The organism is Legionella sp. PC997 (assembly GCF_014109825.1).
Taxonomy (GTDB): domain Bacteria; phylum Pseudomonadota; class Gammaproteobacteria; order Legionellales; family Legionellaceae; genus Legionella.
Genome location: NZ_CP059576.1, coordinates 2,708,365 through 2,727,853 on the forward strand (window position 1 = coordinate 2,708,365; position 19,489 = coordinate 2,727,853).

The window sequence follows — 19,489 nt, forward strand, 5'->3', positions numbered from 1 at the left end:
GCATTACAGCGCCATCCCTCAGGTCATTTTACCCCCCAAAAAATCTAAATTTTCTACGGAGTAGGTTAAATGTCCAACCTATTTGCTCCTAGCTCTTTACATTTGAATATGAAAATTTAAAATCTATTATTTTGAAAATAAAACTATTTATTAAATAATATCATACCCAGATTTTTTTTTAATTTTGGAGAGGAAGTTGTGAAAAGTAACATTCTAAATAAACCTGGTTTTAGTTATTGGTTAAGCAGTCTTGCTTGTCTTACATTTCTGACGTTAGTAAGCCATACTGCTGAAGCAGCAAACCCCGTAGTGTCTTTAGGGGAAATGGCAGAAACAATTACTGGATCGTTTACAAATCTGGCTAAATTGATTACTGCCGGGGCTTATTTGGCTGGTTTGGGATTTTCTATCGGTGCGATTATGAAGTTTAAACAACACAAAGATAACCCGACTCAAATTCCAATTGGAACGCCAATTGCTCTAGTTTTTATCTCAGCCGCTTTATTGTTTCTCCCTTCATTTTTAGGTGTCACAGGAACAACTATGTTTGGATCTTCTGGCGGACAAACTGCAGGACCTAATGGGGTTGTTTTTGGAAACAATCAAGTTGTAAGCAATCAATAAAGATTATGCTGGCGCTAAATGCCCTATCCCGGATTCTCCTATTCCTAGGATTAGCATGTTTTCACGCGATTTGTCATTCCCGCGCAAGCGGGAATCAATCCCTCAAATTATTTCCCGTACTGGTTTTGTGAGATGGATTCTTGCCTGCGCTACAAAAGTAGCGTGTCTAAAAAAAAGTGACTCAGGTAATACTTACTATTTTTATATTGGTAAATGAATATGGATTAACTTATCGGATGCAAAAACTACCCGATGAACCGATTTTTTAAAATAAGAATATTTCTACAAAATTGATATCACCACACAAAAGATTACATAAAGTCACTTAATTTCAAAAATTTGATCTATATTAACAAGAGGTAACATAAAGATTTCATTTAAGGAACTATCGTGAAAAATTTCAATTGGATTTGGCAAGGTGCAATAGCAGGTATTATTGCGGGAATTGTTTTTGCTTTTTTTTTAGCTCATGCGGGAATGCTTGAAACATTAGGAATGATCATTAACATGCCAACAATTGCAGGTGGTCTAGTAGTTCATGCTGTAGTGAGCATAGGAAGCGGTATCGCTTTTGCCCTGATATTAGGATGGTTAATTAATTCCTGGATAATAGCTGTAGTACTTGGTTTATTATTTGGTGTTGCGATGTGGGTGGGTGGACCTATGACTTTATTACCTGTTCTTTCCTCTGGCACTCCATTATTTGCCAAATGGACTATTGAAGGTATAAAACACAATATACCTGCCTTAGTAGGCCATATTGTATACGGTGTTGTGTTAGGGATTAGCTACTTTATATTGAAGCGAAAAATGCCGTAGATATACTGAATTAGTCGAGGATTATAAGCCAAAGAGCTTATTTCCAATTCAGACAGAAATGGATTAAGGATAAACTAAAATGAGTAAAGAACCACATCATATTGTAGTTGTGGGTGGAGGAGCCGGTGGAATTGAGTTAGTTACTCGTTTGGGTAAAGATTTGGGAAAGAAGAAATTAGCTAAGATTACTCTTCTGGATAAACAAGAAATCCATATATGGAAACCTTTATTACACGAGGTTGCTGCCGGCTCTCTCGATTCAAATATGGATCAGCTCAATTTCTACTCTCACGCGATATCACACTATTATAATTACCAACCCGGAACGATGGTTGGCATAAATCGCAAAGAAAAGATCATCCATATTGCTGCTATCAAAGATGAAGAACAAAATCTTATAGTTCCAGAACGGACTTTAAAATACGACACATTAATTATTGCTATTGGAAGTCAAAGTAACGATTTCAATACTCCAGGAGTTAAGGAGCATTGTTTGAGTATTGATAATCTTGAGCAAGCAAATCATTTTCAAAAAAAATATGTCGATAAGCTTTTATGCCTGCAATATGCACTTGAGGCAGCACATCAGAACTTTAATATTGTAATCGTTGGAGGTGGAGCTACAGGAATCGAACTGGGCGCAGAATTACTCCACACCCTTAATCAGACCGAAAAATACCAATTTAATCATGCAATTAAAAAATTGGCTAAAATTACAATAATTGAAGGAGCTCCTCGTATATTACCTATTCTTCCTGAATTACTTTCCACTTTAACTGCTAAAAAATTACAAGAATTAGGAATCGAAATTTTAACCAATGAAATTGTAAGTCAAATTGACAGTGCAGGAGTTCATACTAAAAGCGGAAAAGTTCTGCCTGCAAGTATGTGTATATGGGCAGCAGGGGTAAAAGCTCCAGATTTTTTGTCAACACTTGATGGATTAACTGTAGATAATTTAAATCGATTAATGGTTAATTCAAAATTACAGACTATCAATGATGAACATATTTTTGCTCTAGGTGATTGTGCAAATGTGATGGATTTAGCTACAGGAAAACCTGTTCCTCCCCGGGCACAATCAGCTCACCAGCAAGCATATTTATTAGCAAAATCATTAAAAAATAGATTAAATAATAAAGAACTGCTTGATTTTAAATATGAAGATAAAGGATCTTTAATCGCAATAAGTTGCTACGGTACCTATGGAGATATTACGGGGATAGGCAAAATGCGTTATTTTGTTGGAGGCAAAGTGGCTCAATTAGCCTATCGTTCTTTATATTTTATGCATTTATCTGTATTGTATGGCGTATGGTGTTCTTTCTTACTTCGTGTTGCCAATAAAATGTTGGGACGCACCCGTCCAAAAATTAAGTTGCATATTAATAGACATTGATAAACCAAACATACTACCCACTTATACATTAAAGTTTTTCAAACCGTCATACCTTAAGTATTAACTGTTTTCAAAGAGACACTCCCTTGCTATTTACCGCACTTAACCTCTCCATAAGAATTAAGTTCGCAACTTTCACCTTCCCCTCCGCAAACAACCTCACCACTTCTGTCTTTAACACATTTTCCTGCGCCACATATCACATCACCGTATTGATTCTTAGCACAACCACCTTCTGGAAAGGTGGAACAAACAACAGTGCCGTCACGATTTCGTAAACATTGCCCAGGACCACAAATAACTTTCCCATAACTATCTTTTTCACATTCGCCATTTTTATATGGTGAGCAAACCACCTTGAGATTATTGTCCATAAGACAAGCCCCCTTCCCACAAACCACTTCCCCATACTGGTCTTGGATGCATTGTGCGGAAACGGCAGTAGAACAAGTCATAAAAACGAAAATTGCTAAACTTTGATGATGCATTAAGTAACCAATAAAAATAGGTCCATTAATGATAGTATAGGACTTAAATTATTAAGATCGAAAAGGTATTGGTCATAACCGGAATATCCATAAATATGCACCTGTATTATAACTAAAATTATGTAAAAGCAATTGCCCCCAATAGAGTCACTTTGTATAATTATTTATTTTTATATTAACATTGGAGAGGTGTATGCCGCTTACAAATACTCATTCAGGAATGAAAGTTTCTACATTTAAACCTGATTATAAACAATCACTAGCGAATCAAAAATTTCCAGGTGATGAAATCCCTTTAAATGGTGCCGGCATAATTACTATTATTAAAGTCAAAAACAACGATAAATTACTGGTATTGGCTTCCGGGAAATTAAATCCTGCAACTAATAATTTTGAAAACTCCCTAGCATTAGGTGGTGGGTTTAAGTTTTTAAAAGATGGTATTAATAGCAGTTTTTTTACTGCAGTTAATGCAGCTATTCAATTTAAAGCCCCTGCTTATCCTTTATTAGATGAGAATGATTCTAATTTATCTTCTGTTGGATTAGTTGGATATTGTGAACAATGGGGCAATATGCAATACGCGACATTGTATCGAGTAATTGAGATGGGAACCAAAGAGGAGGCTATCAAATTAGTTGAATCTATAAATCAAAAAAACGAAGAATTAGGAAAAAATGATCGATTTGGCATCTATTCTCTCGATGATATTTTTAGAGTAGCTTATGTTACTTATGAGATGGAAGAAGACAATGAATTGAAGGGACAAAAAATTAAAGAAGCAGGTATTCTCATCAAGAATTTAGCCACTGGTCAAAAACATGATAAATTTGTTATTTTCGACGATTTAGCCACGGCAGCACTCAACAAGTTAATTTTAAATCGTGAATTAAACTCAAAAAATGGCCTATTTTCACAAACCAGTGCACAGAACAATCCAGCAACCGAAATCTCCAATCTAAATGTACTTCAATAGGTTGATTTTTTTACCGCTTACAACTTTTAAGATGAAAGCAATGCATGGTAAAACTAGTGAATTGAGGTGAATATCGTGGTGGTGGAGAACTAAAAATTCCATAGTCCATACTATGGATAATTTTCACCACTACCATTTCCCACATACAAATGCTACTTATTTAAGGCAAAAAAGTTACATACTCTTATATTACAATTAATACTGATAAATAATTATACTATAATGGATAAATAGGATTATTCACTATAAGGAGATTTCTATGAAAAGATTAATTATTTACGGTTTTGCAAGTCTTCTATTTTTACCTGTTATAGGAAATTGTGATTCTGCAAATACAGGTACAGGAAGCACCACAAACACAGGTACTGATACCACACCAAGCACAGGTACCGATACCACTACAAGCACAGGTACCGATACCACTACAAACACAGGTACCGATACCACTACAAACACAGGTACCGATACCACTACAAACACAGGTACTGATACCACTACAAACACAGGTACTGATACCACTACAACCACAGGTACTGATACAACAGGAACTCCTCCTGGTTTAGAAAACAAAGAGCCAGCTGGTTTACAAAATAAAACACCTCAGGGTTGGGATAAAGGAAATAAAGAAGGATGGGATAAATCTCAACAAAATAATACTAACAATACTAATGGAAGTTCTGATACTTCAGATTAATCCAATCTTCTCTTATTTAAAACAAAAGCAATGCACCTAAAGTCCAACATAATTTTCTCAAGGGAAATTATGTTGGATCAATTTTTAATAACTCTAGAAAAAGGTCGAGTAATAACAAAATATTAAACCTTATTTTTCAAGTAGAATTGCATATTTTGATAGCTCAGGTATGTATTCGAGGGTTATTTTCACTGTGACTAGAAGTGGCACAGAAATAAGAGCCCCAGCAGCGCCCCATAACCAAGTCCAAATAAGAATATTTAAAAAAATTAGAAGAGGGTTTAATTTTAAACGTTTTCCTAAAAAAATAGGAGTTATTAGTTGACCTTCTAGTGCAGTAATTAAAAAATACAAAGCAGGAGGCGCAAAAATATGCAGATACGAATCAAATGTAATCAGAGAAACAAATAAAACAATAATTATTCCAATCATATGTCCGAGATAAGGGATAAACGTGAGAAACATTGCCATTACACCCCATAAAAGCGGATTAGGTAGATTTAATAACCAGAATACTACCGACATAACCGCTCCGAGAACAAAGCATATCATTAAAAAAGTGAACAAATATTTCGATACTTCATTTTTCAGACTGAGAAGAAAAGGGTTTTCTGGTAAAGATTTTCTCTTATTATATAAAACTCTCTCTATTTTCTGAATAAATGACTGAAAATATATCAAATAGAAAAAAAGTAAAATAAGTACTGTGCCAATAGAAATAACTATATTAGTCGTTAGATTAAATATAGAGGGGGCTAGACTTAGGTTTGAAGTCACCACCATATTTTTTTTCTGATCCATGCCAGTCATTGATTGGGCTTTTTCAGCAGCTTTATTAATTTCTCCTAAAGAATCTTTAACAGTTCTGAATTTATCTTCAATAATTTTAAAATTACGAGGAGCATTTTCTATCCAATTGGAAGCAGGAGGAACTAAAAAGGTAATTCCTAAAGAAATAACTCCGAAAATGGCTATAGAAATGAGTGCAGAAGCTAAAATTCTAGGCATTTTAATGAAGGAAAGCCATTCCATAAGTGGGCTAACTAGTAAATATAAAAAGAATGAAAGTAAGATAGGAAACAAAATGTATTGCGAAAGTGCAATTACAACTCCAGTAGCCAAAACAACTAGTATTTTTAACTCCACTGATGATTTCATCGTTTAGCCTTTATAGGATTTTATTGGTTTATAATTACGTTTGGCTGAACGTGAAAAAGTTATTTAAATTAAAACTTTGTATCATTGTTCTTAAGCCACTTTTTTATTTCCCAAGGGGTACCCTATAGTAATAAACTAACTCATTAAAAAATACAAATTGCTATAACCCATAAGATTATCAAGCATAAATTGACAGTAAAAAGTAATATCGAATTTGCGAACGCTTTATCCATCTATGAATTCGATAGTCACAAAAACTGTTTCCATTTCAGTCACTCAGGTTAAGAGCCTTATTTGATATCGCTAAAACGAACAAGTTGTTGGTTTCATGGACTCATAACAACACGATTTATAACAAAAAAGATATTGATTTTTATGAAATCGTGTATATTAATTAAATATATAGTCCAGAGGCTGCTTTAGATTGGATAACTTTTTTCGGTTTCCACAAACTATGCCAAAAAACAAGAAAAATGATCTGAATTTATTGTTTGCACTATATAAAATGTTAGCTACACTTAAATTGATTTTTCATAAACTAAATGGAGATAGTTATGTTTAAAAAAATGTTAGCCGCATGCGTAATAGTTGGTAGCTTTTCTTCAGCTTTTGCTGATACAACAACCACAACAGTAACTTGGAAAGATCCTATCACTTACGATCAACAAAAGTTTGAAGCTTGGTATGCAGAGCCTGCAAATCAAAAATTATGGACTGAGTGGTATACTACATATCATACAGAACCAGATTTTGTTACATTTTGTAAACAAACATGGGCTGGTACCTATTGTAAATAACAACTTACCCACTAAGACTTTATGGGAGTCTTAGTGGGTATGTTATGCCTTTTCCTGTGAACAATATAGACTCCTATACAATCACTCCAATCCCTTGCCCAAACGTCTGTTTGCATTATTATATTGGATTATTTTTTTAGGATCCTGCGAGTACCTCTAAATTTAGATAATCTAAGCCCATAAATCATCTCCAATAACTCGCTAAGTCCTCCCAGGTTATATGATTGATTACTTAATGAATCTAGGAAAATTGTGCATTTCAGTTTACTAATTGATGCATAATAAGTTCTGGTTTGCTTTTGAGCTTTGTTCGGACTTTGTCGATAACCTACTTGTGTGATCATTAAAAACATGAATGATATTAATTTGCCATACCTATAAAATAAATGTATCTTAGCTCGGTTATTATCATTATGGAGTTATATAATGTTACGAAAATTTGGCCTTGGCTTATTATGTATTGCTGCATCTTTAAGTACAAGCGCGTATTCTACGCAAAGTCATTTGCTCCAACGCGGAGTCACGATTGAATATGATTTGCCTAGTAATGATCCGCAAATATTTCTTAATTACCTTTTCTGGCCAGTAGAAGCCAATTGTAAAATTACTACCGAAGATGAAGGAGATGAACTTTTAGTTGTCGCATTAGCTAAAAAAGGAAAAGTTAATGACATCAACTTATCAGCAGGAGAATCTTTACGAATCACTGTTCACCCAAATGAAAATCTGAAGTTAAGCGCTGAATCGGGCGCAAAAGTCGAAATTACTAATTTCGGTACCCACACCGTAAAAGCAACGTGCACTGCTTAATATAAGCTTTTTAATGCATATCCTAGCCTGGGTGCAGCATAGCAAACCCGGGTTTATTGAATAATCCCAGGTTAGACGCCTTATTTCCTAATGTTCTCTCGTTGCATGAAATTGAATTTTGGGATATCGCTCTTCAGCCATTGTTAAATTAACACGGGTTGGAGCAAGATACATTAAGGCATCACTTCCATCTAAAGCTAAATAGTCATACGCTTTGGTGCGAAAGTCACTCATTGCTTTATCATCCTCAGAATAAACCCAACGCGCACAAGCAACATTTACTGTTTCATAAATACAATCTACTTTATATTCATGTTTCAAACGATGAGCTACAACATCAAACTGTAACACACCGACTGCACCTAAAATTAATTGGTTACTGTTTAAGGGACGGAATACCTGAGTGGCTCCCTCTTCAGATAATTCAATCAACCCTTTTAATAAAGCTTTACTCTTTAATGGATCCTTCAAGCGCACCAATCGAAACAACTCGGGAGCAAAATTGGGTATCCCGGTAAATTTTAATTGCTCTCCTTGAGTAAAAGTATCTCCAATGCGAATTGTTCCATGATTATGTAATCCAATAATATCACCTGGTAAAGCAATTTCTGTGTGGGAACGATCACCAGCCATAAAGGTTAAGGCATTAGAAATTTGCACTTCTTTTCCAATTCGCAGATGATTCATTTTCATCCCTTTGCGGTAGGCTCCTGAACAAATACGTAAAAATGCAATCCGGTCTCTATGCTTCGGATCCATATTAGCCTGAATTTTGAACACAAACCCAGTAAAATTCTCTTCATCTGCGGATACAGTTCGCTCTTGAGCTGTCCGAGGTTGTGGTCCTGGAGCATAACGAACATAATCATCCAGTAACTCTTTAATACCAAAATTATTAATTGCCGAACCAAAATAAACTGGCGTCATTTTACCCGCTAAATAATCATCCAAATTGAACTCATGTGAAGCTCCCTTAACTAACTCAATTTCGTCGCGTAATTCCTGGGCACTATCCCCTAATAGTTCATCCAATTGTGGGTTATCCAATCCCTTAATTTGCATTGCATCTTGTTTTTGTGCGTTCTTACCGGGTTGATATAAATAAACTGTATCATCATACCGATGATAAATGCCTTTAAACCGCTTTCCCATACCCACTGGCCAGGTAACTGGCGCACATTGAATACCTAAAACGGACTCCACTTCATCAAGCAAATCAATAGGATCCCGCCCCTCGCGATCCAGTTTATTAATAAAGGTCATAATTGGAGTATCACGCAGACGACATACTTCCATTAATTTAACGGTACGTTCCTCTACCCCTTTAGCCACATCAATAACCATTAGTGCTGAGTCCACTGCGGTTAAGGTTCTGTAGGTATCTTCAGAAAAATCCTCATGCCCTGGAGTATCTAACAAATTCATGACATGCTGATTATGAACAAACTGCATCACCGAGGTTGTTATAGAAATTCCCCGTTCCTTTTCCATTTCCATCCAATCGGAAGTCGCATGTCGATCGGCTTTTCGTCCTTTAACAGTTCCTGCCAATTGAATTGCACCTCCGAACAAAAGTAATTTCTCGGTGACAGTGGTTTTACCGGCGTCAGGGTGAGAGATAATTGCGAAGGTTCGTCGTGTATTAAAATCCTGATAAAAATCGGACATGAAGCTCTCTAAATAAATATAAAGTTATCGTATGAGTGAATTTTAAGACATTCCCGAACAAATACAAGACGAAGGCCTTTTTTATCAGAGAAACGACTGATAAAAATGGGATTGAAATAGTCTTTGTCTCTCAAAAACGTTATCATTAAAATAAATTATAAATCATCCCTCTACACTGAATCCGCATCGTATAGGAGAAACTACACATCATGAAACGTTGCACTTGGGTTGGAATTAATAAGCCTCATTACGAACAGTATCATGATACAGAATGGGGAATTCCTGTACATCAAGATCAAAAGCACTTTGAAATGCTCTTACTTGAAGGAGCGCAAGCAGGGTTAAGTTGGGAAACCATTCTTAAACGTCGTGAGGCCTACCGCAAGGCATTCAAACAATTTGATCCCAATTCTGTGGCAAAAATGACCGATGATGAATTAAATAACCTGCTGACTGATTCAGGAATTATTCGTAATCGCCTCAAGGTATTCTCGGCGCGCAAGAATGCCTTAGCATTTCTTAAAATTGCACAGGAATTTGGATCTTTCGACAAGTACGTCTGGGGATTTGTGGGTGGAAAACCTAAAATAAATTATCCTAAAACACTACAAGAAGTTCCTGCGAGTACATCAGAATCAGATACTTTAGCTAAAGATTTGAAAAAAAGAGGGATGAGCTTTGTCGGATCAACGATCATGTACGCTTATATGCAAGCAGTAGGTATGGTCGATGATCATTTAGTGGATTGCTTTTGCAAGACTCGATCATCAAGTGCTTAATCCGGGTTCACAGCACTAAGCAGGCAACAACTCTTCATAAAAATGGTCATTCAGTTGTAGCCTAAGTGAAGACCAGCATTAACCCAAAATTTCAAACCTTGGCGGAGTAACTATTCATTAGAAGCCTCATCCCTACTATGAAACAGGTTCTTGCTTTTTAAGTTCTGTATAAAAATCCTGTGCCTTTTGTTCAATATATTTTTTACAACCTGTCCGATCAACAAAAGGATTATTTTTTCCTTTTTGCAGTAATGTATATTTATTCTTCAGATCAAACATTCCAGCATGGGATCCGAGAAAAATATCACAACGCAGTGATTCTAATACCTTTATGGAATGCTTATAATCCTGAGCTATATGAGGATAAGTTACATTATCAACCAATTTATAACCAGGATTAACGCCTATACTCCCTATAATAACAGCCTGATATTGCTTTCCATGATCCTTAAGTTTGACTGTCCAAGTGGTACAGCCTTTAGTATGTCCCGGTGTCCAATGAGCAGTTAAAACGGTTCCTCCTAATTCCACCCGCTCCCCGTCATGAAGTACCTTATCCACAGTACTCTGAGGAAAATGGGTACTGGAATCATTTGCATAATGAAAATCAGATTTACCACCAGATAGGATCGAAGAAACATCCTCGTCCATAACCATATATTTTGCTTTCGTTTGTTGCTTAATCAATTCACTGCCCGCAGCATGATCAAAATGAGCATGACTAATGAGCAGAATTTTCGTATCACTGAATTTAAAACCTAGTTTTTCTATACTGGCCTTAATCATGGGGACATTAGCCTCAAGATCACTATTGATCAAAATATTCCCCCTAGGAGTGACAATCAAGTAACTCGCAAGATCATCAGTGCCTACATAATACAAATTTCCAGCAATCTGGAATGGGGGAAAAGGATTTGGCATCGGATAGGCAAAGCTTGAATGGTTTAATACCATCGTCAATGCAGACAAACATAATACTTTTTTCATGACAAAATCCTAAGAAGACTCAGCAAATGGGCTAGTAAGATAATACTTCATCACGAAGAAATAGGATACAAATTGTTTAAATTACCCAAGGAAAATTAGTCTGTTCCTATCTCTCCCTGCTTGCGGAAAGATGTATACTTTTGGTGGTTCAACATGATGTTCTATTTTGAGTGTTTGAGGTAGTTTTCCTAATTATCTATTTTTTTATCGCTGCAACCCACATCCATATCGCGAAAATACCCGTAATCAATAATGCAATAATACTGCCGTAAATCCCTGTATTTTCATTTATTTCTTCGTAGTATTATTTTATACTTATAGATTAAACTAACTCTAAAAAGTTTAAATAAAATCCAATATATAGGTAACAGAGTATGATCATTCATAGTGAATTTAAGCCGCTTTGGTGGCTTACCAATAATCATGGACAAACTCTGTATCGAACATTAACTCAACGAACAAATACACCCGTTGACTCTCATGAACGACTGGAACTACCTGATGGTGATTTTATTGATTTGGCTTGGAAAACTAATGGATTAGGCAACGATACTCCATTGATAATTCTTCTTCATGGATTAGGTGGAAATATCAATTCGGCTTATGTTTCGACATTATTTGACGCATTCAATAAATCAGGTTATCGAGCAGTTTTAATGAATTTCCGGGGGGCAAGTGGTGAACCAAATCGTCTACCTCGCGTTTATTATGGAGGAGATACCGATGATTTGGCTTATTTTCTTAACATACTAAACCTCAGAGAACCCACAACCAAAAAGGCGGTAGTAGGTATTTCATTAGGCGGCAATATACTCCTCAAATGGTTAGGAGAAATCGGCTCTCAATCTTTGATTGATGCGGCTGTTGCAGTTTCTGTACCGTTTCAATTAGATAATGTGGTTCAAAAGATAAACCAAGGATTTTCTCGTGTATATCAAAAAAATCTGTTAGAAAAATTACGTATTGTTTTTCTACAGAAATTGGATGTCGTTAACTCCCAATTATCACTTTCCAAACAAAAATTGTATTCTATAAAAACCTTATATGAATTTGACGAACAAATAACTGCTCCATTACATGGATTTGTTAATGCCCAGGAATATTATCAAAAATCGAGTTCGAGACAATATTTAGCTCAAATCGCGACACCTACCCTAATTATTCATGCATTGGATGATCCGTTTATGACACCGGACGTTCTGCCCACTGTCGATGAATTATCCCCAGATATCCTTTTAGAATTAAGTCGGCATGGGGGACATGTAGGATTTATTGCTGAGAAAAAGCAATTTTGGTTGGAGCAGCGCATCCCTAATTTTTTAAAGGATTATTTGCTAACCTCCCAACGGACCGCAACTCTCCCAATTAGTTAATATCTTACTTACTTTAAAAATGGGATCTCGGTCAAAACACGGACGAAATAATAACATTGAGCTTAGATAGGCTTCCAAGTTATAGAACTTAGGAACCTCAATCGTACCATAAATAAATGTGCCGGCTTGGCGCTGCAACTGAGCTAGGCTAAATTTAAACGAGCCAAAAGATTTGAGCTCATTCCCATTACTATGGATTTTCGAAACGAAGAAAGTAAAACACCTCTGGTAGTGGGTAAACCTGATGATATCGGTCCTTTAGCTGTTTTCCTCTCTGCAAGCGGTTCAGACTTCATAACAGGTTCAATTATTCCCATTGATGGAGGATATTCGGTTTCCGATCGTGCAATTTGGTCTTAACCTATTCATTTTAACTTTCGGAACAGGCTTAGATTACTTTAAAAAAGAGACCAGTGTTTTTTTGAAGGAATTAAGCACTGCTAATTTTCCTATATTAACTATCTGTTGCGTTACTTTCCCAGTCAAATGTTTTCGTGCAACGCTCCAACCTATAAAAAATGCAGAAATGAGCATCATCCAGGTTGCTAAATGATAACGAGTAACCTCATTGTCTTTAAAATAGCTTTGATGTTCCCTCACCCTGCTTTTTTGGGATTGAAGTATATTATTCACCAAGTGAATTTGTGCCATTAGCTGCTTTCTCGAGTTTTTCATGTTCCACGCTCTTTTGCGAAAAATATTCTCTTGTCTTTGGAAAGCTCATGCTTTTTAAGTTAAAGGATAAGTACTTGAGTAATCCCAGTAATAATCCTCCATTGAGCAAAAGCACAAACAAAATAGAGATCAGGATACGATGTGAAATCAAAAGGACCCAATATCCTGAAACCCAGAACACCAGATACCCAATAAATACCATCGCTGTTAACCAAATTGTAATTAACCCAACGAACAGCATGCATATATTCAACAATAATGGAAAAACGCTTAACCCTGCTAGCTGCGCTTCAAGACGAAATAAGGAGTAAACCGTTTTAAAAACAGCTATTTTTGCAGTGATAAGTGCTTCTAAATGTTTTAATGCATCCATTATTTTTTCATTAATCGAGATAATAAAAAGCCTATTCCTCCAGCAATTAAAACAGAGGCTAGTGGGTTATGATGTATCTTCCTCACTAACTTATCAGAATACTCCTTTACATTCTCTTCAACTTCATTCACCTTGTGCACCCCTTCCTCATACAACTCATTTACTTTTCTTTTTCCTTCGTTTAATAATTGGCTGGCAGCTGCTTCAAGATGATCTTTAGGAGTATATCCTCTGTTTTCACCGGAATTGTTCATGTTTATACCCTCCTTAGTAACAACACTTCATAAAATGTAACGAAAATAATATATTAAATATAGTTAGTGGATGAAATAAATCAATAAATCTACCCCTATTTATTAAGACTTATTTTCTAAAGTTTTCAGAAAAGTATTTTTTATCAACATGTTAATTAATTGTTCATGAAAATATCATATTGACCGCATTTAAAAATAATGTACAATAAATCTCCATCAATAATAATGATAAGAATATGATTTCCTTAGACCTTCTCAAAGATTTAGAGCTATTAGAAGAAACTGCCAAAGTTTATATTCAGGGTAAAACACATTATCTGCTCGAACCGAAAACTTTTAATTTTTCGTTGCTTAAAAATGTCCAATGTTCAATTCAATCCTTACCTTTAGATAAAGACAAAATAGAAGTGATGGAGCGTTATCGAAATGTCTTTACACAACTCGCTAATTTTCATCCTAAATTAGTGTACTTGTACGATTTTAATACTGAAATCATGATGTATAAATACTTGTATCAGCAACTCGATTCGCTACAACAACAAGCATCAATATTGTACAAAAATTATTTTGAAGTGAATAAACCAACCTTTGATTGGCAAGGATTAATGGAACTCCACCACCAAATTTCTAAAGTGCAAAATACTTCAGATAGAATACAACTTATGCGGGCATTTGAAGACGGGGTTTTAACGACAATTTCACAGGTAAGGCCTAAGACCTATTCTGAACTAACGTTCCACCCTGAATTAGAAGAGACACAAAAAGATTCCTCCGCTCATCTTAAAACTCGATAGTGAATTATATAGAACTCATAAAAGAGTTCTATATTCCTGCTCCAGATACCACACCCCGCCAAAAAACACATCAAGATATAATAAATAAATTATCCGCTTGAGGATCATAATTAATAAACTATATTTTATTTAAGCAATATTGATTGACATGGAAATAAGGAGAGGAATATGTTGAATCTTGATAAAGAAACAATTGGTGATCTTCTTTATAAAACCCGACAATTTCAGGCCAAGGAGGATGTTAGCTTTCCGGAAGTCACCGATGAAATGGATTCGCTCTATGTATTAGCAGATTATCAAGACGATCCAGTTTATCAAGAAATTACAGAATTCGTTGATAATTTACGACCCGATCAACAGGCAACCCTAGTTGCATTAATGTATTTAGGTCGAGGAGATTACACTCAGGAGGAATGGGAGGATGCCTTAAATTTCGCCCAAGAGGAAGTAACCGATCATACTGGGGAATACTTATTATCGAGACCAATGGTCGCGGATGATATTGAACGAGGCTTAAACATCCTGGGTATTTCATATCAGGAATAGCGTGGCCAATTGATCTAGAACGTCTAGAGTAGTTGGAACTGTTCCCTAAAACGTTCATTTCAAATTTGAGTTTAGAAATAAGTATAAGAACATACGATTGACATTTAACAATCCTGAGCAATAATCATAATTTCACTGGGCTTTTTTTTGTATATTTATTAGGGATGATAAATGAGCTTTGATAAGCAATACCAACAAAAATTACATTCCCCAGATGATGCTGTCATGCTGATTCCCCCCACCGCAGTAATTTCTATGGGGATGCGTGTTGCTACTCCTCCAGCTCTTTGTCATGCTCTTGCTGCCCGTGCAAGAGCTGGTGATGTACAGGAAGTGAAAGTTTATTATCTTCGCTGTGGCCCTGTTGCTCTACAGACAATTTTTCAAGAAGATTTACTCCATATTATTAGGCCTTACACCTCAATGATGTCACAAGGAGAGGTTGAATTAGCGGAGCGTGGGTATAATTTAGGAAAGAAGTATATCAATTTTGTTCCCATAAGTTTTAGTCATTATCCAGATACCATTAAGTCCATCACCAAATTGGATGCTTTTATTGTCACCGTGGCTCCGATGGATAAATTTGGCTTTTTCAATTTAGGCCCTAATGGTGATTACGCAATTGAACTGGCACGTTATGCGGATAAATTAATTGTTGAAGTAAACGACAATATGCCCAGAACAGCAGGCTCCACTTTAATTCATGTGAATGAAGTCGATGCCATAGTTGAAAATACCGTTGACTTGCTCGAAGGCCCATCTAAACCTGCAAGTGAATTGGATCGTCAAATTGGTCAGCACATCACCAACCTAATCCCTGATGGTGCAACCATTCAGATGGGGATAGGAGGAGTGCCAAATGCAGTATGTGAACAACTCGCTCATCATAAAAATCTAGGGATTCATACAGAAGTAATGACCGATGGATTAATTGATCTCATCAAAAAAGGGGTGGTTACCAATTCACATAAAACATTACACCCTTATGTCAATGTGTTTACTTTTGCGATTGGCGATAAACAATTATATGAGTTTATTAATAATAATCCCTCCATGTTTTGTCTTCCAGTTTCCTATGTTAATGAACCCAGTGTGATTGCGAAAAACAAACTCATGACCTCCGTCAATGCTTTTATTGAAATTGATTTTAGTGGGCAAGTGAATGCAGAGTTCATTGGTCATCAATTTTCTGGTCCCGGTGGGCAATTGGATTTTATTCGTGGCGTTCATTATTCAGAAGGAGGAAAAACAATCATTGCCAGTAGCTCTACAGCCAGGAAGGAAACTTTATCCCGCATTGTGCCTCGACTTTCTTCAATTGCCACCGATACCCGACTTGATATTGATTATGTGGTTACTGAATACGGAGTCGCACAATTGAAAGGACGCTCCACTACAGAAAGAACCCATCAATTAATTAAAATTGCTCATCCAAAATTTCGCGAACAATTAGAGCTTCAAGCGAAACAACAAGGATTTATTTAAAATGGACTTATCATTTTGCCCTGCCCTGTTATTTACCCCGGGTAATAAACCAGAACTTTTTGCAAAAGCACTGACTTCAGGAGCAAATGGCTTTATATTGGAATTGGAAGATGGCGTTCCAGCTGACGAAAAAGACGCCGCTCGCAATCATGTCATTCAGTTTTTGCGAACCAAACATCCTGAGCTACCCATAATTGTTCGCATTAATCATATAACCACGGACGCAGGCTTGCCTGATTTAATCGCGTTCAAACAGGAACCTATTTATTACGATGCCGTTTTATATCCTAAAACAGAAAGTGCGGAAGAGTTAAACATTATTTATAAAGTACTTAATTTGGGAGCACGTAATATTAAACTTTTCGCATTAATTGAAACGGCCAAAGGATTGCTGAACTTAAATTCAATAGTTACTGATTCCCCAGTGAGCGGCCTGGTCTTTGGTGCAGCAGATTATGCCGTTGATGTAGGCTGTGGTATGAACTGGGATGTTCTATTATACGCGCGTCAGCAGCTCATACAGGCGGCCGCACTGACCCATATTCCCGCCCTTGATTCCCCTTTTTTCGATTTTACGAACGAAGAACAATTAATTTCCGAAGTAATACGAGTTAAGGAACTTGGTTTTAAAGGAAAACTAGCCATTCATCCCAATCAAATCACCCCCATAAAACAAAATTTTGCACCGCATGGAAACGAGATTGAACGCGCAAAAAAAATTGTTGCACTGTTCGAACAATCTGGAGGGAAAGCCTGTCAATATGAAGGTCAAATGATTGATGTCCCTATCTACAAACAGGCCCAAGAACTGCTCAAACTATCAGAACATTTAAAAAGGGAATGAATATGTCTCAGCAAAGTTATACATCTGTTGGAGCCAATCGGTTGCGCGAGGATTTTGGCTTTTATTTTGAAGATTTTGAAGTAGGACAAATTATTGAACACCGACCGGGTAGGACCATCACTCAAAATGATAACATTTGGTTCACCTTACTGACGATGAATACCGCTCAACTGCACTTTGATGCTCATTATGCTGAACAAACGGAATGGAAAAAACCTTTGGTGAATAGCACGTTTACACTTGCGATTATCACAGGGATGACAGTTAATACGATTTCTAAAAAAGTGGTAGCTAATTTGGAATGGGATAAGGTCAAATTACTAAAGCCAGTATTTGAAGGAGATACAATTTATGCAGAAAGTGAAATAAAAGCAAAACGTGAATCAAAATCAAGACCCAACCAAGGAATAGTTACAGTAGAAACAAGAGGAATTAATCAACATAAAGAACTATTTATGTCTTTTGAACGAACTGTCTTGGTCTATAAGAAAGGTAGAGCACCGGAGTATACAATTTGACTATTAACTTTTTGGGCAGAATTAATTTATGAATATCCAAACTATTGTTGAAGAACAGAGGGCTTTTGCTGCTGGCGGACAGGCTAAAGAGATTAATTTTCGTAAACAGCAACTTCAGAAATTAAAAACCATTCTTAAGCAAAATGAGCAACTCCTCTATGAAGCGCTTTATGCAGATATAAAAAAATCTAAATTTGAAACCTATTTAACTGAGCTTGCCATGATATATCATGAGCTTGATCAAGCAATTAAATGGGTACATAAATGGGCTAAGCCTAGACCCAAAAGAACAGAATTGATGGTTCAACCGGCAAAAAGTTTCATATTACCCGAACCTTATGGTACCACCCTAATTATTGGCGCCTGGAATTACCCTTATCAATTAACATTAATCCCATTAATCTCGGCTATGGCCGCAGGTAACACCAGCATTATCAAACCCAGTGAATTACCCCAAAATACCTCCTCCGCTTTGGCAAAAATAATAAATCAAAATTTTGATCGAGCTTATCTTTTTGTTGCTGAAGGCGGCGCTGAAATAACCCAAGAGCTTCTTAGTTTTCGTTTTGATAAACTCTTTTTTACTGGTAGTAGCACTGTAGGGAAAATTGTGGCTAAAGCGGCAGCGGAACATTTAACTCCTCTCACCCTAGAATTAGGTGGAAAAAGCCCTTGTTTTGTTTTTGCAGATGCAGATCTTAAAATCTCAGCCAAGCGAATTGTCTGGGGTAAATTCTTAAATGCTGGACAAACTTGTATCGCTCCTGATTATCTTTTAGTTGAACAATCAATTTATCAGCCGTTACTGGAAGAACTTAAAACCCAAATCACCGAAGTTATTGGTCCCAATCCTCTTGAAAGTGAAAGCTATGTACGGATTATCGACAAAAAAAATGTACAGCGTTTAAAAAAACTCATTGATCCCCAAAAAATATTCGTTGGCGGCCAAGTCATTGAAGCAGAAAAATATATTGAACCTACAATTCTGAAGGATGTACATTTTGCTGATGAAGTGATGAAAGAAGAAATTTTTGGGCCGATCTTACCTGTTATTCCTTTTACCGATCTGCAATCTGTTTTGCATGAAATAAAAATGCGTCCCCATCCATTATCACTTTATATTTTCGGAAAGAACTCCGATCTACAAACCCAAATTTTACGCGATGTTTCATTTGGAGGCGGTTGTATTAATGATGTGATTATGCATGTTTGTAACTCTCAGCTTCCTTTTGGTGGCGTTGGAGAAAGTGGCATGGGAAGTTACCATGGCGAAGCAGGCTTTAAAACGTTTAGTCATTTCAAAAGTATTTTGAAAAGACCTTTTTGGTTTGAGCTTCCTTTTAAATACAAACCCTATAACCAAGTGAAACTTAAGATAATTCGGGCACTTTTTGGATAAATAATGCCACGAATCTCTTGAGCAAAGGA

23 protein-coding genes are annotated in these 19,489 nt (G+C 36.3%); 16 read left to right on the forward strand and 7 right to left on the reverse strand.

Annotation, left to right across the window (positions count from 1 at the left end; all coding sequences use genetic code 11):
- Positions 1-198: 198 nt before the first annotated feature.
- From HBNCFIEN_RS11655 to HBNCFIEN_RS11665, 3 genes are all read left to right on the forward strand, one after another.
- Positions 199-624, forward strand: coding sequence for a type IV secretion protein IcmD (locus HBNCFIEN_RS11655; RefSeq protein ID WP_182391249.1), 426 nt, complete (start codon positions 199-201; stop codon positions 622-624).
- Positions 625-1,014: 390 nt separating this feature from the next.
- A complete protein-coding gene (locus HBNCFIEN_RS11660) occupies positions 1,015-1,443 on the forward strand; it encodes a hypothetical protein (RefSeq protein WP_182391250.1) in 429 nt (142 codons plus the stop codon).
- A gap of 79 nt (positions 1,444-1,522) precedes the next feature.
- Positions 1,523-2,842 (forward strand): NAD(P)/FAD-dependent oxidoreductase, encoded by a 1,320-nt coding sequence (locus HBNCFIEN_RS11665; protein ID WP_182391251.1) that lies wholly within the window; start codon positions 1,523-1,525, stop codon positions 2,840-2,842.
- 89 nt (positions 2,843-2,931) lie between these two features.
- Here HBNCFIEN_RS11665 and HBNCFIEN_RS11670 read toward each other — a convergent pair whose 3' ends face one another.
- A complete protein-coding gene (locus HBNCFIEN_RS11670) occupies positions 2,932-3,330 on the reverse strand; it encodes a hypothetical protein (protein ID WP_182391252.1) in 399 nt (132 codons plus the stop codon).
- Positions 3,331-3,523: 193 nt separating this feature from the next.
- Between HBNCFIEN_RS11670 and HBNCFIEN_RS11675 the strand changes: the two genes are divergently transcribed.
- Both HBNCFIEN_RS11675 and HBNCFIEN_RS17735 read left to right on the forward strand, forming a co-directional pair.
- Positions 3,524-4,306, forward strand: a complete 783-nt coding sequence (locus tag HBNCFIEN_RS11675; protein ID WP_182391253.1) for a hypothetical protein — start codon at positions 3,524-3,526, stop codon at positions 4,304-4,306.
- Positions 4,307-4,565: 259 nt separating this feature from the next.
- On the forward strand, positions 4,566-5,000 hold the full coding sequence (locus tag HBNCFIEN_RS17735) for a hypothetical protein (RefSeq protein WP_255464202.1): 435 nt from the start codon (positions 4,566-4,568) through the stop codon (positions 4,998-5,000).
- A 129-nt stretch (positions 5,001-5,129) separates the two neighbouring features.
- On the opposite strand, the gene HBNCFIEN_RS11685 is transcribed toward HBNCFIEN_RS17735, so the two are convergent.
- Positions 5,130-6,158, reverse strand: a complete 1,029-nt coding sequence (locus tag HBNCFIEN_RS11685) for an AI-2E family transporter (protein ID WP_182391255.1) — start codon at positions 6,156-6,158, stop codon at positions 5,130-5,132.
- Positions 6,159-6,712: 554 nt separating this feature from the next.
- Between HBNCFIEN_RS11685 and HBNCFIEN_RS11690 the strand changes: the two genes are divergently transcribed.
- A complete protein-coding gene (locus HBNCFIEN_RS11690; RefSeq protein WP_182391256.1) occupies positions 6,713-6,955 on the forward strand; it encodes a hypothetical protein in 243 nt (80 codons plus the stop codon).
- Between the two features lie 426 nt (positions 6,956-7,381).
- Positions 7,382-7,765: a hypothetical protein gene (locus HBNCFIEN_RS11695; protein ID WP_182391257.1), complete on the forward strand. Its 384-nt coding sequence runs from the start codon at positions 7,382-7,384 to the stop codon at positions 7,763-7,765.
- Between the two features lie 87 nt (positions 7,766-7,852).
- On the opposite strand, the gene HBNCFIEN_RS11700 is transcribed toward HBNCFIEN_RS11695, so the two are convergent.
- On the reverse strand, positions 7,853-9,433 hold the full coding sequence (locus tag HBNCFIEN_RS11700; RefSeq protein WP_182391258.1) for a peptide chain release factor 3: 1,581 nt from the start codon (positions 9,431-9,433) through the stop codon (positions 7,853-7,855).
- A gap of 209 nt (positions 9,434-9,642) precedes the next feature.
- Between HBNCFIEN_RS11700 and HBNCFIEN_RS11705 the strand changes: the two genes are divergently transcribed.
- On the forward strand, positions 9,643-10,212 hold the full coding sequence (locus tag HBNCFIEN_RS11705; RefSeq protein WP_182391259.1) for a DNA-3-methyladenine glycosylase I: 570 nt from the start codon (positions 9,643-9,645) through the stop codon (positions 10,210-10,212).
- 135 nt (positions 10,213-10,347) lie between these two features.
- On the opposite strand, the gene blaFEZ is transcribed toward HBNCFIEN_RS11705, so the two are convergent.
- Entirely contained in the window at positions 10,348-11,199 is an 852-nt protein-coding gene (gene blaFEZ / locus HBNCFIEN_RS11710; protein WP_182391260.1) for an FEZ family subclass B3 metallo-beta-lactamase, read from the reverse strand.
- Positions 11,200-11,573: 374 nt separating this feature from the next.
- On the opposite strand from blaFEZ, the gene HBNCFIEN_RS11715 reads away from it, so the two are divergent.
- Together HBNCFIEN_RS11715 and HBNCFIEN_RS11720 are read left to right on the forward strand one after the other, a co-directional pair.
- Positions 11,574-12,572 carry a hydrolase gene (locus tag HBNCFIEN_RS11715; protein WP_182391261.1) on the forward strand — a complete coding sequence of 333 codons (999 nt, stop codon included), beginning with the start codon at positions 11,574-11,576 and terminating at the stop codon, positions 12,570-12,572.
- A 192-nt stretch (positions 12,573-12,764) separates the two neighbouring features.
- Positions 12,765-12,932, forward strand: coding sequence for an SDR family oxidoreductase (locus HBNCFIEN_RS11720; protein ID WP_182391262.1), 168 nt, complete (start codon positions 12,765-12,767; stop codon positions 12,930-12,932).
- A 33-nt stretch (positions 12,933-12,965) separates the two neighbouring features.
- On the opposite strand, the gene HBNCFIEN_RS11725 is transcribed toward HBNCFIEN_RS11720, so the two are convergent.
- The 3 genes from HBNCFIEN_RS11725 to HBNCFIEN_RS11735 are packed head-to-tail and all read right to left on the reverse strand — an operon-like array spanning position 12,966 to position 13,874.
- Positions 12,966-13,223, reverse strand: coding sequence for a hypothetical protein (locus tag HBNCFIEN_RS11725; protein ID WP_255464203.1), 258 nt, complete (start codon positions 13,221-13,223; stop codon positions 12,966-12,968).
- The gene (locus HBNCFIEN_RS11730; protein ID WP_182391264.1) at positions 13,198-13,620 is read right to left on the reverse strand and encodes a hypothetical protein; all 423 of its coding nucleotides are present in this window, start codon (positions 13,618-13,620) and stop codon (positions 13,198-13,200) included. The genes HBNCFIEN_RS11725 and HBNCFIEN_RS11730 overlap by 26 nt, the downstream gene beginning before the upstream one ends.
- The gene (locus HBNCFIEN_RS11735; protein ID WP_182391265.1) at positions 13,620-13,874 is read right to left on the reverse strand and encodes a YqjD family protein; all 255 of its coding nucleotides are present in this window, start codon (positions 13,872-13,874) and stop codon (positions 13,620-13,622) included. The genes HBNCFIEN_RS11730 and HBNCFIEN_RS11735 overlap by 1 nt, the downstream gene beginning before the upstream one ends.
- Before the next feature lie 236 nt (positions 13,875-14,110).
- On the opposite strand from HBNCFIEN_RS11735, the gene HBNCFIEN_RS11740 reads away from it, so the two are divergent.
- The 6 genes from HBNCFIEN_RS11740 to HBNCFIEN_RS11765 all read left to right on the forward strand — a co-directional run bounded on the left by HBNCFIEN_RS11740 (position 14,111) and on the right by HBNCFIEN_RS11765 (position 19,460).
- On the forward strand, positions 14,111-14,668 hold the full coding sequence (locus tag HBNCFIEN_RS11740) for a hypothetical protein (RefSeq protein ID WP_182391266.1): 558 nt from the start codon (positions 14,111-14,113) through the stop codon (positions 14,666-14,668).
- A gap of 168 nt (positions 14,669-14,836) precedes the next feature.
- Complete coding sequence (locus HBNCFIEN_RS11745; RefSeq protein WP_182391267.1) at positions 14,837-15,214, forward strand: DUF3775 domain-containing protein; 378 nt, start codon at positions 14,837-14,839, stop codon at positions 15,212-15,214.
- 171 nt (positions 15,215-15,385) lie between these two features.
- On the forward strand, positions 15,386-16,699 hold the full coding sequence (locus HBNCFIEN_RS11750) for an acetyl-CoA hydrolase/transferase family protein (RefSeq protein ID WP_182391268.1): 1,314 nt from the start codon (positions 15,386-15,388) through the stop codon (positions 16,697-16,699).
- Between the two features lies 1 nt (position 16,700).
- Positions 16,701-17,543, forward strand: coding sequence for a CoA ester lyase (locus tag HBNCFIEN_RS11755; RefSeq protein ID WP_182391269.1), 843 nt, complete (start codon positions 16,701-16,703; stop codon positions 17,541-17,543).
- A 2-nt stretch (positions 17,544-17,545) separates the two neighbouring features.
- Positions 17,546-18,061, forward strand: a complete 516-nt coding sequence (locus tag HBNCFIEN_RS11760; RefSeq protein WP_220470996.1) for a MaoC/PaaZ C-terminal domain-containing protein — start codon at positions 17,546-17,548, stop codon at positions 18,059-18,061.
- A 28-nt stretch (positions 18,062-18,089) separates the two neighbouring features.
- Positions 18,090-19,460, forward strand: coding sequence for an aldehyde dehydrogenase (locus HBNCFIEN_RS11765; RefSeq protein WP_182391271.1), 1,371 nt, complete (start codon positions 18,090-18,092; stop codon positions 19,458-19,460).
- Positions 19,461-19,489 lie beyond the last annotated feature (29 nt).

Coding starts and splice junctions, on each gene's coding strand:
- HBNCFIEN_RS11745 (WP_182391267.1), top strand. CDS start 14,837: ATGTTGAATCTTGATAAAGAAACAATTGGTGATCTTCTTTATAAAACC.
- HBNCFIEN_RS11760 (WP_220470996.1), top strand. CDS start 17,546: ATGTCTCAGCAAAGTTATACATCTGTTGGAGCCAATCGGTTGCGCGAG.
- HBNCFIEN_RS11665 (WP_182391251.1), top strand. CDS start 1,523: ATGAGTAAAGAACCACATCATATTGTAGTTGTGGGTGGAGGAGCCGGT.
- HBNCFIEN_RS17735 (WP_255464202.1), top strand. CDS start 4,566: ATGAAAAGATTAATTATTTACGGTTTTGCAAGTCTTCTATTTTTACCT.
- HBNCFIEN_RS11675 (WP_182391253.1), top strand. CDS start 3,524: ATGCCGCTTACAAATACTCATTCAGGAATGAAAGTTTCTACATTTAAA.
- HBNCFIEN_RS11670 (WP_182391252.1), bottom strand. CDS start 3,330: ATGCATCATCAAAGTTTAGCAATTTTCGTTTTTATGACTTGTTCTACT.
- HBNCFIEN_RS11715 (WP_182391261.1), top strand. CDS start 11,574: ATGATCATTCATAGTGAATTTAAGCCGCTTTGGTGGCTTACCAATAAT.
- HBNCFIEN_RS11765 (WP_182391271.1), top strand. CDS start 18,090: ATGAATATCCAAACTATTGTTGAAGAACAGAGGGCTTTTGCTGCTGGC.
- HBNCFIEN_RS11740 (WP_182391266.1), top strand. CDS start 14,111: ATGATTTCCTTAGACCTTCTCAAAGATTTAGAGCTATTAGAAGAAACT.
- HBNCFIEN_RS11750 (WP_182391268.1), top strand. CDS start 15,386: ATGAGCTTTGATAAGCAATACCAACAAAAATTACATTCCCCAGATGAT.
- HBNCFIEN_RS11755 (WP_182391269.1), top strand. CDS start 16,701: ATGGACTTATCATTTTGCCCTGCCCTGTTATTTACCCCGGGTAATAAA.
- HBNCFIEN_RS11705 (WP_182391259.1), top strand. CDS start 9,643: ATGAAACGTTGCACTTGGGTTGGAATTAATAAGCCTCATTACGAACAG.
- HBNCFIEN_RS11720 (WP_182391262.1), top strand. CDS start 12,765: ATGGATTTTCGAAACGAAGAAAGTAAAACACCTCTGGTAGTGGGTAAA.
- HBNCFIEN_RS11730 (WP_182391264.1), bottom strand. CDS start 13,620: ATGGATGCATTAAAACATTTAGAAGCACTTATCACTGCAAAAATAGCT.
- HBNCFIEN_RS11690 (WP_182391256.1), top strand. CDS start 6,713: ATGTTTAAAAAAATGTTAGCCGCATGCGTAATAGTTGGTAGCTTTTCT.
- HBNCFIEN_RS11695 (WP_182391257.1), top strand. CDS start 7,382: ATGTTACGAAAATTTGGCCTTGGCTTATTATGTATTGCTGCATCTTTA.
- blaFEZ (WP_182391260.1), bottom strand. CDS start 11,199: ATGAAAAAAGTATTATGTTTGTCTGCATTGACGATGGTATTAAACCAT.
- HBNCFIEN_RS11735 (WP_182391265.1), bottom strand. CDS start 13,874: ATGAACAATTCCGGTGAAAACAGAGGATATACTCCTAAAGATCATCTT.
- HBNCFIEN_RS11700 (WP_182391258.1), bottom strand. CDS start 9,433: ATGTCCGATTTTTATCAGGATTTTAATACACGACGAACCTTCGCAATT.
- HBNCFIEN_RS11725 (WP_255464203.1), bottom strand. CDS start 13,223: ATGGCACAAATTCACTTGGTGAATAATATACTTCAATCCCAAAAAAGC.
- HBNCFIEN_RS11685 (WP_182391255.1), bottom strand. CDS start 6,158: ATGAAATCATCAGTGGAGTTAAAAATACTAGTTGTTTTGGCTACTGGA.